The 13,797-nt window shown below is 61.6% G+C and carries 15 protein-coding genes; 8 read left to right on the forward strand and 7 right to left on the reverse strand.

Annotation, left to right across the window (positions count from 1 at the left end; translation table 11 throughout):
• The first annotated feature begins 125 nt into the window (after positions 1-125).
• The 7 genes from LC094_RS04680 (at position 126) to LC094_RS04710 (ending at position 5,388) form a co-directional block, all read left to right on the forward strand.
• Complete coding sequence (locus LC094_RS04680; RefSeq protein ID WP_226550590.1) at positions 126-1,256, forward strand: ABC transporter substrate-binding protein; 1,131 nt, start codon at positions 126-128, stop codon at positions 1,254-1,256.
• Entirely contained in the window at positions 1,240-2,208 is a 969-nt protein-coding gene (locus LC094_RS04685; protein ID WP_226550591.1) for a YVTN family beta-propeller repeat protein, read from the forward strand. Before LC094_RS04680 ends, LC094_RS04685 begins: the two co-directional genes overlap by 17 nt.
• Positions 2,209-2,232: 24 nt before the next feature.
• Positions 2,233-2,673 (forward strand): cupredoxin domain-containing protein, encoded by a 441-nt coding sequence (locus LC094_RS04690; RefSeq protein ID WP_226550593.1) that lies wholly within the window; start codon positions 2,233-2,235, stop codon positions 2,671-2,673.
• Between the two features lie 21 nt (positions 2,674-2,694).
• Complete coding sequence (locus LC094_RS04695) at positions 2,695-3,411, forward strand: ABC transporter ATP-binding protein (RefSeq protein WP_226550594.1); 717 nt, start codon at positions 2,695-2,697, stop codon at positions 3,409-3,411.
• A complete protein-coding gene (locus LC094_RS04700) occupies positions 3,408-4,199 on the forward strand; it encodes an ABC transporter permease (protein WP_226550595.1) in 792 nt (263 codons plus the stop codon). Before LC094_RS04695 ends, LC094_RS04700 begins: the two co-directional genes overlap by 4 nt.
• A 92-nt stretch (positions 4,200-4,291) precedes the next feature.
• Entirely contained in the window at positions 4,292-4,861 is a 570-nt protein-coding gene (locus LC094_RS04705; RefSeq protein WP_226550596.1) for a tetratricopeptide repeat protein, read from the forward strand.
• A 128-nt stretch (positions 4,862-4,989) separates the two neighbouring features.
• Positions 4,990-5,388 carry a c-type cytochrome gene (locus tag LC094_RS04710; protein ID WP_226550597.1) on the forward strand — a complete coding sequence of 133 codons (399 nt, stop codon included), beginning with the start codon at positions 4,990-4,992 and terminating at the stop codon, positions 5,386-5,388.
• Here the strand turns inward: LC094_RS04710 and LC094_RS04715 are convergent.
• Together LC094_RS04715 and LC094_RS04720 are read right to left on the reverse strand one after the other, a co-directional pair.
• On the reverse strand, positions 5,360-6,037 hold the full coding sequence (locus LC094_RS04715) for an ABC transporter ATP-binding protein (protein ID WP_226550598.1): 678 nt from the start codon (positions 6,035-6,037) through the stop codon (positions 5,360-5,362). The two genes, LC094_RS04710 and LC094_RS04715, sit on opposite strands and share 29 nt — an antisense overlap.
• Positions 6,038-6,045: 8 nt before the next feature.
• Positions 6,046-7,029 carry an ABC transporter substrate-binding protein gene (locus LC094_RS04720; RefSeq protein ID WP_226550599.1) on the reverse strand — a complete coding sequence of 328 codons (984 nt, stop codon included), beginning with the start codon at positions 7,027-7,029 and terminating at the stop codon, positions 6,046-6,048.
• A gap of 187 nt (positions 7,030-7,216) precedes the next feature.
• On the opposite strand from LC094_RS04720, the gene LC094_RS04725 reads away from it, so the two are divergent.
• Complete coding sequence (locus LC094_RS04725; RefSeq protein WP_319003276.1) at positions 7,217-8,983, forward strand: PQQ-dependent methanol/ethanol family dehydrogenase; 1,767 nt, start codon at positions 7,217-7,219, stop codon at positions 8,981-8,983.
• 97 nt (positions 8,984-9,080) lie between these two features.
• On the opposite strand, the gene LC094_RS04730 is transcribed toward LC094_RS04725, so the two are convergent.
• From LC094_RS04730 to LC094_RS04750, 5 genes are all read right to left on the reverse strand, one after another.
• The gene (locus LC094_RS04730; RefSeq protein ID WP_226550600.1) at positions 9,081-9,779 is read right to left on the reverse strand and encodes an ABC transporter ATP-binding protein; all 699 of its coding nucleotides are present in this window, start codon (positions 9,777-9,779) and stop codon (positions 9,081-9,083) included.
• The gene (locus tag LC094_RS04735) at positions 9,772-10,497 is read right to left on the reverse strand and encodes an ABC transporter ATP-binding protein (RefSeq protein WP_226550601.1); all 726 of its coding nucleotides are present in this window, start codon (positions 10,495-10,497) and stop codon (positions 9,772-9,774) included. Before LC094_RS04735 ends, LC094_RS04730 begins: the two co-directional genes overlap by 8 nt.
• Complete coding sequence (locus tag LC094_RS04740) at positions 10,494-11,483, reverse strand: branched-chain amino acid ABC transporter permease (protein WP_226550603.1); 990 nt, start codon at positions 11,481-11,483, stop codon at positions 10,494-10,496. The genes LC094_RS04735 and LC094_RS04740 overlap by 4 nt, the downstream gene beginning before the upstream one ends.
• Positions 11,483-12,352 (reverse strand): branched-chain amino acid ABC transporter permease, encoded by an 870-nt coding sequence (locus tag LC094_RS04745; RefSeq protein WP_226550604.1) that lies wholly within the window; start codon positions 12,350-12,352, stop codon positions 11,483-11,485. Before LC094_RS04745 ends, LC094_RS04740 begins: the two co-directional genes overlap by 1 nt.
• A 174-nt stretch (positions 12,353-12,526) precedes the next feature.
• The gene (locus LC094_RS04750) at positions 12,527-13,777 is read right to left on the reverse strand and encodes an ABC transporter substrate-binding protein (protein ID WP_226550605.1); all 1,251 of its coding nucleotides are present in this window, start codon (positions 13,775-13,777) and stop codon (positions 12,527-12,529) included.
• Positions 13,778-13,797 lie beyond the last annotated feature (20 nt).

Below are 13,797 nucleotides of genomic sequence, written 5' to 3' on the forward strand. Positions count from 1 at the left end.
TCGAAACAACCATGCGACTTTGGTCGTGGTTCGCCTCTGACCCCGCGCCGCATAGGGTTTTGGGAGGGAGGACGACGATGATAAGGACTTGGTGCGCCATAGGTTTTATGGCCTGTGTCTCTGTGATGCCTGCTGATCTCAGGGCAGAGCAGATTGACATTTCAATCGGCTATCTGCGCTTGGAGACCCCGCCGCGTGCGGTATTGTCGGGGCTCGATCCGATCCCGCCTGCGCGTGGTATTGACGGCGCGGAACTGGCGCTCAAGGACAATCAGACGACGGGCGGATTTCTGGGGCATCAGTATACGATGGATGTGGTGTCCATTGCGCCCGATGGCGATGTGATCGCCGCCGCGCAGGCGATGTTCGGCACGCATGATCTCGTGCTGCTCGACATGGCGGCGGGGGCTCTGTTGCAGGTGGTGGACCTGCCTGCGGCGCAGGCCGCTTTGGTCTTCAACGTCTCGGAAAAGGCCCCGGCGCTTCGGGGTGCAGACTGCCGCGCCAACCTGTTTCACACCGTGCCGGAGCTTGGCATAGAGGCGGACGCCTTGATGCAGGTTTTGATGGAAAAACGCTGGACCAAACTGGCGCTGATCGAGGGGCCAAGCGCGGAAGACGCGGCTTTGGCGCAAAGCTATCGCGATGCGGCGCGGAAATTCGGCCTCAAGATTGTCTCGGAGGCGAAGTGGTCTTTTGACACCGATCTGCGACGTGCTGCCTCCCGCGAAGTGCCTCTGTTCACGCAGGATTTCAAAGCGCATGACGTGGTGCTGGTCGCCGACGCGCATGACGATTTCGCCCGCTACATCGAACACAACACATGGGAGCCGCGCCCGGTCGCGGGTGCCGTGGGGTTGGTGGCGGAGGCCTGGGCGCCCGTCGTCGAACAATGGGGCGCGGCGCAGTTGCAAAGCCGGTTCGAAGACCTGACCCAGCGCGATATGACGGCGGAGGATTACGCCGCCTGGGCCGCCGTGCGGGTGATTGGCGAGGCGGTGACGCGGACCGGATCGGCGGAGCCCGACGTGCTGCGCGACTATATTTTGTCAGACGGATTTGAACTGGCGGCCTTTCAGGGCAGGCCTTTGAGTTTTCGCACCTGGAACGGCCAGATGCGGCAACCGATCCCGGTGGTGAACGCCCAGGCGCAGGTGGCCTCCGCCCCGCCGGACGGGTTCGAACATGCCCGAAATCCGCTCGACACTTTGGGATTGGATCAAATGGAAAGTGACTGCCATGCTTTTGAAAACTAAGATGTCTGCCAGCCTTTTGGCGCTTGCGTTCGCTTTGCCCGCAACCGCCTCCGAGATTTGGGTCAGCAATGAAAAAGACGACACGCTCTCGGTGATCGACATCGACACATTGGAGGTCGTGCGCACGATTGAAGTGGGCGAACGCCCGCGCGGCATCACCTTTAATTCCGATTTCACACGGCTCTATATCTGCGCGTCCGACAGCGATGCGGTGCAGGTGATGGACCCGGAGACGGGCGAGATTCTGCACGATCTGCCCTCAGGCGAGGACCCGGAACAATTCGTGCTGCACCCCGATGATCGGCACCTCTGGATCGCCAATGAGGACGACGCGGTGACCACGGTTGTCGATGTCGAGACGCGCAAAGTGGTGGCCCAGATCAACGTCGGCATCGAGCCCGAAGGTATGGCGGTCTCGCCCGATGGCAAGACGGTGATCACCACGTCGGAGACGACGAATATGGCGCATTGGATCAACACGGAAACGCATGAGATTTACGCCAACACGCTGGTCGATGCGCGGCCCCGTCATGCGGAGTTTGTAAAGGACGGCAGCGAGCTTTGGGTGTCGTCAGAGATCGGCGGCACGATCACGGTGTTTGACACGGTGGATCAAAGCGAGGCCGGCAAGATTCACTTTGAAATTCAGGGCGTTCATCCCGATCTGATCCAACCCGTCGGCTTCGAGCTGACGCCGGATCACAAGACCGCTTTCGTGGCGCTGGGGCCGTCGAACCATGTCGCTGTTGTCAACACCGAGACGCTTGCGGTCGAGGATTATATCCTCGTCGGGCGTCGGGTCTGGCACATGGCGTTTTCGCCGGATTACAGCCAGCTCTTCACCACCAACGGGGTGAGTGGCGATGTCACGGTGATCGACGTGGCTTCTCGCAAACCGGTCAAGACCATCAAGGTGGGGCGGTTTCCCTGGGGCGCAGCCGTGCGCCCGTAAATGTCTAATATAAAGGAATATTTCATGCGTTACGCACTCATTGCCGCTGCACTTCTTGCCGCAACATCTGCCTTTGCAGATGATGACGATGCCCCCGAATTCGGCCTCGCGGGCATCCTGTCGGCCTCGAATTCCGAAGACCTGCCGCCGATTACGCTCTCCGCCGGGCAGCCCTTGGCCGACGCGCCGCTTAAGCTCAAATCCGGCACCTATTACGAGATCGAAATTGAGGCCGATGGCTCACAGGAACTGGCGCTCGAAGGGGCGGGGTTCTTTCGGGCGATCTGGATCGATGAGATCGTGATCGAAGGGCTGGAAATCCGGCCTTTGGGCATCGACAGCGTCGAATTTGATGAGGCGGGCACGATGGAGATTGGCTTTGTGGCCATCAAGCCGGGGCGCTACGAGCTGCGTGTGCCGCAATCCTCGGGCGATCTGCAACGGTTGGAGATCACGATTGAATAAGGCGGGCGAATGAGCAGGCGAATGACTGGGTTAAACGTCGAAAATATCACCCACGACTGGGGCGCAAAACGTGCTCTGGAGGCGGTGAGCTTTTCGGTCGCGCCGGGTCAGTTTTGCGCGCTTTTAGGGCCGAACGGGGCGGGGAAATCGACGCTTTTCGGGCTTTTGACGCGGTTGTTCACGCCTCGCACCGGGCGGATCGACATTGCGGGACATGATGTGTCCCGCGATCCGCTGGGCGCCCTGTCGAAAACCGGTGTGGTGTTTCAACAGCCGACGCTCGATCTCGACCTCTCCGTCTGGCGCAATATGCTCTATTTCGCGGGGTTGCATGGCATCACGGGCCGCGCGGCGCGGTTTGCGGCCTCCGAGGCCTTGGACCGTTTGGGCATGGAGGAACGCGCACGCGAGCGGGTGCGTGATCTCAACGGCGGGCACCGACGACGGTTGGAGATTGCCCGCGCGTTGATGCATCGCCCTGAGGTGTTGCTGTTGGATGAGCCGACCGTTGGGCTGGACGCGCAGACCCGCAGCGATCTCGTTGCGCATGTGCATGGGCTGGCGAAAGACACCGGTCTGGCGGTGCTTTGGGCCACGCATTTGACCGATGAGATCTGGCCCGGCGATCGGCTTGTCGTCTTGCACAAAGGGCGCGTGTTGGAACAGGGCGAAGTGCCCGTCACAGGCGCGGCTTTGACGGCGCATTTCCTGAAATTGACCGAGAGCGAGGGCGTATGAGACATGCCTTGGCTGCACTCTGGGTGATCTGCCATCGCGAGGCGCTGCGCTTTCTGGGGCAGCGCGCGCGGATGCTGGCGGCGCTTGTGCGACCTCTCGTCTGGCTCTTTGTTTTTGCGGCAGGCTTTCGCGCCGCTCTGGGCCTGTCGATCACGCCGCCGTATCAGACCTATATCACCTATGAGACCTACATCGTGCCGGGGCTCTGCGGCATGATTTTGCTGTTCAACGGCATGCAATCCTCGCTCTCTTTGGTGATGGACCGCGAGATGGGGACGATGCGGCTCTTGCTCACGGCCCCTCTGCCGCGTTGGTGGCTTTTGAGCTGTAAACTCATCGCAGGCGCGCTGATTTCCGTGCTTCAGGCCTATGCGTTTCTTGCGATCTGCGCGCTCTATGGCATCACGTTTTCGCCTCTGGGCTATGTCGCGATCCTGCCGGCGTTGTTTCTCACCGCTCTCATGGTCGGCGCGCTTGGCATCGCTTTATCTTCCACAATCAAACAGTTGGAGAATTTCGCGGGCGTGATGAATTTCGTCATCTTTCCGATGTTCTTCCTCTCCACCGCGCTCTATCCGCTTTGGAAAATGGCCGAGGCCTCGGCGCTTTTGGAGACGATCTGTCGCCTGAATCCGTTTTCCTACGGGGTCGAGAGCATCCGTTTTGCGCTTTATCTGACGCCCAATCCGCTGGCTTGGGGCGTTTGTATCGCGGCGTCGATTGCCTTCATGGTGCTGGCACTTTGGGGCTATGATCCGGCGAAACGGATGATCGGGCGTAAAATGTGATCTTGCGACTTTGGTCGCAGAGTGCCTTGGACCTTTGTCCCATTCGTCGTCTGGTCCGTCTCTGGCATGCTTGTGCACGGGAGGACTGTCACATGAAACGTATTTGCCTTGGGTTGGCGATGGCCTTTGCCGCGCCTCTCTTTGCCGAAGATTTACCCATGGAGCTTGGCCCCGACACCCATGTGGACGAACAAGGCACGCTCAACCCGCATGAGATGTCGATGGCGCAGGTGATGGAGAGCATCCGCGAGGGCGACACCGGTATGGTGATCTGTTCGCAGGGCTATCTGATCACGAAATCCGGGCGTCACGAATTGGCGCGTGAGCTGTTTTCCAACTGTGCGGATGCGGGCTGGACCGGGGCGATGACCTGGATGAGCCAGCTCGATGACAACGGTCTGGGCGGGCCGCAAGATTTGGAGGCCGCAGCCGTTTGGAACCGCAAGGCGGCCGAGGCGGGCGATCCGGTGGGCAAGTTCAACCATGGGCTTGATCTGATGCGCGGCTGGGGCGTGGCGCGGGACGAGGACGCAGGCCGCGCGCTTGTGGATGAGGCCGCGAATGATGGCCTGGCCGTGGCGCAGCGGTTGCAACGGGCCGGGTATGATCTCGACGAGGTCACGCCCGACGCCGATGAATGGCGCTATCTCAACCTGTTTTGACGCGAAATTACGACCAAAGTCGTAGAAGCCCCCCGACCAATGTCGGGGGCTTTTCTTGAGGCAGGTCAACCCTTTGGAGCGGCTTCCCGCGCGATGATACCTCAAACAGTCGCGTAGGAGAGACCCCCATGAAAGCCAAACACATCGCCGCTGCCGTGATCCCCGTTGTAGTTCCGGCACTCTTTGCAACCGTCGCCTTTGCGGGCGAATATGACGCCATCAAAACCGCCGCAGGGGCCGAGTTTTTCGACAAGGAATGCCACCGCTGCCACTCCGTCGATGCGGACCGCGCGAGCTATGGCCCGCTTTTGACCGGCGTCGTCGGGCGCGCGGCGGGGACGTTCGAGGGCTATCCCTATTCTGACGCGCTGAGCAACGCGGGCTTTGTCTGGACCAAGGGCGCGATCCGGGCCTGGATGGAGGACAATGACGCGCTCGTGCCGGGCACGAAAATGCGCCACGTCGGCGTGAGCGACCCGACGGTGCAGGATTTCATCGTCACCTATCTGGCGTCGATCTCCGAATAAGTTGAGAGGTCGCGCGGAGCCTGGCGGGGCTGCCGTCGAGGCAGAGCACCCGATCCGCGAGCCGCGCCGCCTCTTTGTTGTCATGCGTGACCAAAAGCGTCGTCGTGCCGTGCCGGGCGCGCAGCGTCTCGAACAGCTGCATCATCTCATCGGCCAGCTTTGGGTCGAGCGACACAAAGGCCTCGTCCATCAACAATAGATCGGGCGCGGCGGCAAAAGCACGGGCCAGCGCGAGGCGGCGTTGTTGGCCCAGCGACATCTGTTCGGGGAAGTGATCGGCGTGGTCGGAGAGGCCGACGGCGGTGAGCCAGTCGCGCGCCTGTGCCTTGGACATCCCGGTGGTCAGGCTGAGGTTCTGCCAGGCCTTGCGCCAGGGCAAAAGCGTCGGGTTTTGGAACACAGTGGAGAGCCGGGGCGGGCGGGTGAGGGTGCCTTCGTAGTCGCGGTGTAGCCCCGAGATGACCCTCAGTAGGGTGGTCTTGCCGACCCCCGAGGGGCCGGTCAGCGCAACGGTTTCGCCCGCATGGATGTCCAGTTTTATGCCCCCAAGGATCTGCGTCCCCCCGGCGGACACCGAGCGCAGATCGAGGTGCAGCAAGGCGGCCTTCACAGGGAAAGCCGCCTCGTGATTGTCCGAGAGGATGGACATGTCATGCCTCATGAGGCCGGGTCATAGAAGGTGCCTGCGGGCAGGGTGGTCGCTTGACCGACCAGCTCCTCGCCGCCGAGTTTCGCCATGAGGGCGAGCATCTTGGCGGCGTCTTCTTCGGAGACCGGACCCTCGGCGGGAATGCCCGCGATCCAACCGGCTCTCAATGCCTCGAATTGCGCGTCGTTTTTGACGTTCATCCGCTCGCGCAACCGCTCCCAGGCGGCGTCATCCGTGGCCAAAAGCACTTTGGCCTGACGGGAGGCTGCGGCCAAGCCTTTGATCAGTTCGGGATGGTCTGCCAACACCTCGCCGCGCACCACATAGCCCAGAAGCGGCGTGTCGGGGTTCAGCCCCAGAGCCAGAGAGGCCTCAGAGGTGGAGGCCAGAAGGCGCATGCCGGCGGCTTCCATCTTGGCACCAAAGTGCCAGAAATTGATCGCGCCCTCCAGCTCGCCCGAGAGCGCGGATTTGAAGATCAGCGGCGGCGCGCCGAACACTTGTTCGGTTTCAGAGGCGAGGTCCTGACCGGTCATTTGCTCGGCATAGGCGCGCAGGATCAGCCAGCTTTTGTCAGTCGGCCCGCCCGCGATGCCAATCTTGCCGCCTTTGAGATCGGCGAGGCTTTGCGCGGGGCTGTCTTTCGGCACGTAGAGCCCGCCGACGGCCTTGGAATAGGGGAGGAAGACGTAGTCCTTGCCCTCGGCACGTTGGGCGGCGACCCAGAGCCAATCGGCGACGATCATATCGACTTCGCCTGCGGCCAAGGCGACGCGCGAGGCGGCAGCGCCTGCGACATCCATAGGCTCGAGGGTAAAGCCCTGCGCGGTGTCAAAACCGTTGTGGCGGATGGTGTCGACCTCCCAGGCCACGGTGCCGGACATATAGAGCGCGGCCTTAAGTGTCGGCAGGTCTTCGGCTTTCGCGGCCAAGGCGCCTGTCAGAGACATCGCCGCCGCAAGTGCGGCAAGCCCTTTGGTGAATTTCGTCATGTGCAGTCCTCCCTGACAAAAGAGCCTAGGTCGGGCGATGCGCGGGCGAAATACGACCAAAGGATAGGAGGGTCGCAGGGGGCCTACGACCAATGGCCAATATCCGCCGGAACGGCCCTGTCAATAATGGATGAACATGAGCCGTGGTCCATACGTCAGGGGTGCGGTCTGCTATGGGAGGACTAAAATGAACAGGTTTGTAACGGCTGCGACGGCGGCCATCATGAGCTTTGGGTTTGCGGGCGGGGGCGTTGCCGGGGTCACCGAGGAAGACCTTTTGAACGACGCCAGCACGCCGGGCGATGTGTTGACCAACGGCATGGGGCGCGATCTTCAGCGCTACTCACCGCTCGACACGCTTAACAAAGACAACATCCAAAACCTTTTCCCGGCCTGGGCCTTCAGCTTTGGCGGCGAGAAGCAACGGGGTCAGGAAACCCAGCCGCTGATTTACGATGGCGTCATGTATGTGACGGGGTCGTATTCGCGGATGTATGCGATCGATCTGAAAACCGGCGAGGAGCTTTGGCAGTATGACGCACGTCTGCCCGAAGGCATTCTGCCGTGCTGTGACGTGATCAACCGCGGTGGCGCGATTTATGGCGACAACATCTATTTCGGCACGCTGGATGCGCGCATCGTGGCGCTGGATCTGAAGACCGGCGATGTGAAATGGAACAAGAAAATCGCTGACTACAAAGAGGGCTATTCCTATACGGCAGCGCCTTTGATCGTGAACGGTCTGGTGATCACCGGCAACTCTGGCGGTGAATTCGGCATCGTCGGCGAAGTGCAAGCGCGTGACGCCGAAACTGGCGATCTGGTCTGGACCCGTCCGGTGATCGAGGGACATATGGGCACGCTCAATGGCGAAGAAAGCACCATGACCGGCACGCTCAACGCGACATGGCCGGGCGATATGTGGAAGACCGGCGGCGGCGCCACATGGCTTGGCGGGTCTTATGATGCGGATACCGACACGCTGGTCTTTGGCACCGGCAACCCGGCGCCGTGGAACTCGCATCTGCGCAATGCCGGCACGCCGACCGAGGGCAACGCGGGCGACAACCTCTATGCCGCCTCGCGTCTGGGCATCGACCCGGCCACCGGCGAGATCAAATGGCATTTCCAAACCACGCCGCGCGAGGGCTGGGACTTTGACGGGGTGAACGAGGTCGTGTCCTTCACCGACAAGGACGGCAACAAGCGTTATGCCACCGCCGACCGAAACGGGTTCTTCTACGTGCTGAACCGCGAAGACGGGGCTTTCGTGAACGCGACGCCGTTTGTGTCCAACATCACCTGGGCCGAGGGCATCGACGAGACGGGCCGCCCGATCTACATCGAGGACGCGCGTCCGGGCAATCCTTTGGAGGCCGAAAAGGGCGAAATGGTGTTCTCCGTGCCGTCCTTCCTGGGGGGTAAAAACTGGATGCCGATGGCGCACAGCCAGAAGACCGGCATGTTCTATGTGCCATCGAACGAATGGGGCATGGACATCTGGAACGAGCCGATTTCCTATAAAAAAGGCGCAGCTTACCTTGGCGCGGGCTTTACCATCAAGCCGATCTTTGAAAGCCACATCGGGTCTTTGAAAGCCATCGAGCCGGAAACTGGCGACATCAAATGGGACTTCCAAAACGACGCACCGCTTTGGGGCGGGGTGATGACCACCGCGGGCGGCCTCGTGTTCTTCGGCACGCCTGAGGGTGAGTTCATTGCGCTCGATGACGAGACCGGTGAAAAGCTTTGGTCCTTCCAGACCGGCTCCGGCATCGTCGGCCAGCCGGTGACCTATGAGTTCGAAGGCGAGCAATATGTCACCATCGTCTCCGGCTGGGGCGGCGCGGTTCCGCTCTGGGGCGGGGAAGTGGCCAAAAAGGTCAACTACCTGAACCAAGGCGGCACGGTCTGGACCTTTAAACTGCCGAAACAGCTGGCCATGGCGAACTGAGATGGCAACTTGAGATGACGAAACGAGAGTGATCTCTTTCGACATGGAAAATGCGCCCTGAGAGCCAGGGCGCATTTTTTATGTGGGTGAGGGGAGCTTAAAAGTAAGCTTCGGTGATCAACTCACGGTTCTCGGCAATCGCCTCTGCGGTGCTGGCCAACCGCACTTGTCCCTTGCGAAGCACAACAATATCGGAGGCCAGTTGCAGCGCCACTTCGACGAATTGCTCCACGAGCAAGACCCCCACGCCAGAGGCGGCCAGTTCCGAGACCACGCCGACCAGACGTTTGACGATCAAGGGCGCCAGACCCAACGACATCTCATCAATCAACACATAACGCGGACGCGCCATGAGGGCGTGACCGATGGCGAGCATCTGTTGCTGCCCGCCCGACATGGTGCCCGCGATCTGGCGTTTGCGTTCGGCCAACTCGGGGAAAAGCGCATAGACACGATCGAGCGCGTCCTTGGTTTCGGCCAAAGACAAAAGCGAGGCGGCGGCGCGCAGGTTGTCATCGACCGAGAGTTTCGAGAGCACCTGATGCCCCTCCGGCACGGCGGCGACACCGGCGGCGCGGATGAGGTTCGGGGCCTGCCCGGTTATTGGCTTGCCATCGGCGCGGATCTCGCCGCCCGTGACGGGCAAAAGCCCGGCGATGCCCAGCACCAATTCGGATTTTCCGGCACCGTTGGCGCCCAAAAGCGCCGTCACCTTGCCGGGTTCGACGGTGAGCGAGACGTCTTTCAACACCGCAATGCCGTCTTTTTCGATGGTTACACCAGAAAGCTCAAGCATGCTCTTCCTCCACTTCGATGCCGAGATAGGCCGCCTGAACCGCCGGATCGCGCAGCACCTCCGAGGTTGGGCCAAAGGCCACGCGTTTGCCGAAATCCAACACCAGCGTCTCGGCGCAGATGCGTTCGATCAGCTCGACGTCATGGTCGATCACAAGCACCTTCGCGCCGGTCAGATCGTTGATGCCGAGGATCAAATCGCCGAGACGTTCGGTCTCCTCGGGCGTCAGGCCGCCTGCGGGTTCGTCGAACATGATCATCTTCGGGTGGCCGATGACACAGCGGGCGACATCGGTGAGACGGCGTTCGAAAGTGTTGAGATCGCGGCCCATTTTGTCCAATATCGCGGTCACACCGGCGAACTCGGCGGCACGTTCCAGATCAGCGCGTTTATCCGCGCGCGCCCCACGCAGGTGATCGGTGATCGCCATCAGGTTCTCGCGCACGGTCAGGTCATTGGCGATCTGTTCCTTTTGGAACGACCGGCGCAGACCCCATTGCACGCGCTTGTGCGGGGCGAGTTTGACCAGATCGGTGCCCTCGACAATCACATGGCCGTTGTGGGCGTCCAGAAAGCCGGAGATCACATTCATCGTCGTCGTCTTGCCCGCGCCATTCGGCCCGATGAGGCCAGAGACATTGGCGGAGAACTCGGCGCCGATGTGATCGAGCGCCACGACACCGCCGAAGCGCACGGTGAGATTTTCAATGGAAATCATGCCTTGGCTCCTTTTTTGTCGGACTTTGCGCCGGGGATCAGGGCACGCACCGCGCCATTGATCTGACCGGCCAGCCCGTCAGGCGCGGTCATCACCGCGTGGAGCAGGGCCGCGCCAAAGATCACCAGAGACAGATCGGCATCGACGCCCCAGTTGTTCAACAGTCCCGGCACGACGCGGAACAGCACGGCGGCAATCACCGCCCCATACCAGAAGCGTGCACCGCCGACGATGACGAGAGCAAAGAGCATGACGCTTTCGCTGGCGCGGAAGGTGGCGGAGTCCAACAGGCCAAGGCTCCCGGCCAAGAGACCGCCGCCCAAGCCCGCGAGCAGGCCCGACAGCCCAAAGGCCCAGGTTTTATAGAGCGTGACATTGACGCCAGAGGCGAGAGCGGCGGCTTCGGATTTGCGGATAAGCGCCCAGGCGCGGCCCGGGGCCATACGGCGGTGCAGCTCGATCAGCACGAAGCCAATCACCAGCCAGACCATCGTGTAGCGCAGGTAGGCGGCATCGCTTTGGGCCAGGAGAGGCCGGCGCATGTCGGCGGCAAAGGTGGTGCCAACGCCCCAGAAGCCCGCCGCGCCATTCGGGAATTGCTTGGCAGTGAAAACGATGTCGAGACCGGCGGCAAACATCAGGGTGATGAGCGCCAGATAGAGCCCGCGCATCCGGAGCGCCGGAAGCGCGATGAGATTGCCCAGAAACATCGTGACTGCGCCCGCGACCATCAGGTTGATCTCAAACGGAAAGTTGAAGGCATGGTTGAGGCGCAGCGTGACCCAGCCGCCCACGCCCATCAGGCCGACCTGCACGAGGCTGACCATGCCGAGGCGGGTGTAGAGGAATCCGGCCCCCGCGGCAGCCATGGCGAACGTGGTGGTAGAGGTGAAAATCTTGATCCATTGCCCGCCCGCAAATGCCGGCAGCACAAGGATCAGCGCAAGGCCAAAGACGGCCCAGATCGTGTTGGTGGTCGAACGCATCAATCGTCTCCCGCGAAGGTCAGGCGGCGGCCCCGGTTCATCGCCAAAAGGACGAGCGCCGCGATCACGAAGGGCGCGATGGGGCGCACCTGTTTGAACGTGTCGGAAAAGGTGAGAAGGCTTTCGATCACCCCGATGGTCAAACCGCCCATGAGCACATCGGGCAGGCTCTGGAGACGGCCACAGATTGCGGCGGCGATGCTTGGGATGACCATAAAGGTGATGACGGAGGGCTCAAGCCGCACCAGATCGCCGAACATCAGCCCGGTGAAGCCGAACAACAGACCGGAAAGGCCCCAGGCCATGGTCTCGACCTTCAGGATCGGGATGCCGATCAGCGAAGAAATCGAGCGGTTGTTGGCCAGCGCGCGCATCTGAAGCCCGACGCGGGTGACGTTGAGCGAGACAGTGATGCCGATCACCAGAAGCACGGCGGCGGCCACCACGATCAGACGGGTGACAGTGACACGCAGACCGACGATCATCACGGCCATATTGTCGGTCGGCAGCGAGAACTTGCGCGGCTCATCGGGGAAGATAAAGGCCACGACGCCAAGGATCGCGATGGCATAGCCCAGCGAGGCGACGGCTTTGACCACGGGCTCGCGCCAAGCCATTTGCGGCGCAATCATGCGGCCATAAAACAGCGCCAGAGCGACACCGATGGCGAGACCCAAGGCCCATGCCAGCGGCCCGAAAAGGCCCCATTGCGCGAATTGCCAGGCGGCCATGACTGCGGCCATGCCGATGGCGCCCGCCGACAGGTTCAACACGCCGGTCGCGCGATAGAGCACCACAAGCCCGATGCCGCCAAGCGCATAAAGCGAGCCGACGGCGAGGCCTGACACGATGAACATTCCCTGAACCATGACGGGTTTCCCCGACCCGAGCCAAAGCGCAGTTCCTGCGCAGACTGCGAGACAGAGCGCAGCCGTCCGTAGCACTTGCCACATGATCTTTCCCCTGATTTCAAATGGGTGCCGCGCCCCCTGTTTCGGAGGCCGTATAGACGCCAAGGAGCGCGGCAGGTCTGCGTTGGGAGGTCAGCGCAGGCCGAGCGCCTCTTCCTGTTCGAAGATCGGCGCGAAATACGGGCTGTCGTATTCGAAACAGTCACGCACGGTTTCAAAGCCACCGTCTTTCACCACCACCATGGTGCCCGCGTGGTTCGGCATGTGACGGTCGGCCTCGCCCACGTAGAAGGGGCCACAGACCAGATCGCTCTCATAGCCGTTGATCGCGGTGATCGCCTCGGTCACTTTCGCGCGGTCGTCGAGATCGGCGGGGTCCATGCCCAACAGCGTGTCGACAAAGATCTTGGCCGACAGGAAACCCGCCTGGCTGAAGCTGTCGCGCGGGTCTTTTGCGTCACCGTAGGCGTCCATCACGGCGAGCCAGTTGGTGGCATCCTCGCCGCCCTTGTCCCAGGGCGTCATCTCGGCGCTTACGAAGAGTTTGCCATCCCAATAGTCGCCCAGAGCGCCCGGCACATCACGGTCGTAGAGCGGGGTGGAGGAGGCCCATTGGTAGGCGTCGCCCAGACCTTGCTCTTCGGCGGCTTTGAGCACGGCGATGCCGAGACCGGCGGGCAGGTTGACGATGATCGTGTCGGCGCCGGAGGCAATGGCTTCCAAGAGACCGGAGTTCACGTCCGGCGAGGCCGGATTGAGGTAGACGCCGGTGCCAGACAAGCCTTTCGATTCCATATATTCCACGGCCGCGCCACAGGACCACGGGCCGGAGTTCGGGATGGTGAGCGCAATACAAGACACGTTCTGCGCGCCTTTTTCCTCGACCATATACATCGCCGCGCCGATGGAGGACGGAAGCGGGCCCTGGTTCGTCGAGACGATGTTCGAGCTTTCGAAACACTCAGACGCGGCACAGGCGGAGGCCATGGTCATCACGTTTTGGTCTTTGTAAAAGCCTGAGTTCACAGACATTTCCACGAAGGAGCCGTTGCCCACCAAGGCGACGACATCTTCGTCGACCACCAGTTTGGAGGCGGCTTGCGAGGCCAGCTCCGGGTTCCACTGGTCGTTTTCCACGAGGTACTCAATCGGGCGACCGTTGATGCCGCCATTGGCGTTCACACAGTCGAAATAGGCCGCCGCCGCCGTGGTCGAGGACGAAAAATCCCCCGGCGCCGCATTGCCATGGATGCCGCCGACTTTGATCGGCGCGCCGGTGGCGGCCTCGCCCGTGTTGGCGCCACAGCTCGGCGCCGCAAAGGCCGCACCGGCTGCAAAGATCAGGCCCATCGCGGTGCCCGTGGTCTTGAGTGTCTTCAACATGTTCTTTCCTCCCTGGTTTA

This window comes from Celeribacter naphthalenivorans (genome assembly GCF_020524585.1).
GTDB classification, from domain to species: domain Bacteria; phylum Pseudomonadota; class Alphaproteobacteria; order Rhodobacterales; family Rhodobacteraceae; genus Celeribacter; species Celeribacter naphthalenivorans.

Excerpts from the sequence above, each read along its gene's own strand:
- LC094_RS04710 (WP_226550597.1), top strand. The coding sequence starts at position 4,990 with ATGAAAGCCAAACACATCGCCGCTGCCGTGATCCCCGTTGTAGTTCCG.
- LC094_RS04750 (WP_226550605.1), bottom strand. The coding sequence starts at position 13,777 with ATGTTGAAGACACTCAAGACCACGGGCACCGCGATGGGCCTGATCTTT.
- LC094_RS04725 (WP_319003276.1), top strand. The coding sequence starts at position 7,217 with ATGAACAGGTTTGTAACGGCTGCGACGGCGGCCATCATGAGCTTTGGG.
- LC094_RS04685 (WP_226550591.1), top strand. The coding sequence starts at position 1,240 with ATGCTTTTGAAAACTAAGATGTCTGCCAGCCTTTTGGCGCTTGCGTTC.
- LC094_RS04680 (WP_226550590.1), top strand. The coding sequence starts at position 126 with ATGCCTGCTGATCTCAGGGCAGAGCAGATTGACATTTCAATCGGCTAT.
- LC094_RS04695 (WP_226550594.1), top strand. The coding sequence starts at position 2,695 with ATGACTGGGTTAAACGTCGAAAATATCACCCACGACTGGGGCGCAAAA.
- LC094_RS04745 (WP_226550604.1), bottom strand. The coding sequence starts at position 12,352 with ATGGTTCAGGGAATGTTCATCGTGTCAGGCCTCGCCGTCGGCTCGCTT.
- LC094_RS04735 (WP_226550601.1), bottom strand. The coding sequence starts at position 10,497 with ATGATTTCCATTGAAAATCTCACCGTGCGCTTCGGCGGTGTCGTGGCG.
- LC094_RS04705 (WP_226550596.1), top strand. The coding sequence starts at position 4,292 with ATGAAACGTATTTGCCTTGGGTTGGCGATGGCCTTTGCCGCGCCTCTC.
- LC094_RS04740 (WP_226550603.1), bottom strand. The coding sequence starts at position 11,483 with ATGCGTTCGACCACCAACACGATCTGGGCCGTCTTTGGCCTTGCGCTG.
- LC094_RS04730 (WP_226550600.1), bottom strand. The coding sequence starts at position 9,779 with ATGCTTGAGCTTTCTGGTGTAACCATCGAAAAAGACGGCATTGCGGTG.
- LC094_RS04715 (WP_226550598.1), bottom strand. The coding sequence starts at position 6,037 with ATGTCCATCCTCTCGGACAATCACGAGGCGGCTTTCCCTGTGAAGGCC.
- LC094_RS04720 (WP_226550599.1), bottom strand. The coding sequence starts at position 7,029 with ATGACGAAATTCACCAAAGGGCTTGCCGCACTTGCGGCGGCGATGTCT.
- LC094_RS04700 (WP_226550595.1), top strand. The coding sequence starts at position 3,408 with ATGAGACATGCCTTGGCTGCACTCTGGGTGATCTGCCATCGCGAGGCG.
- LC094_RS04690 (WP_226550593.1), top strand. The coding sequence starts at position 2,233 with ATGCGTTACGCACTCATTGCCGCTGCACTTCTTGCCGCAACATCTGCC.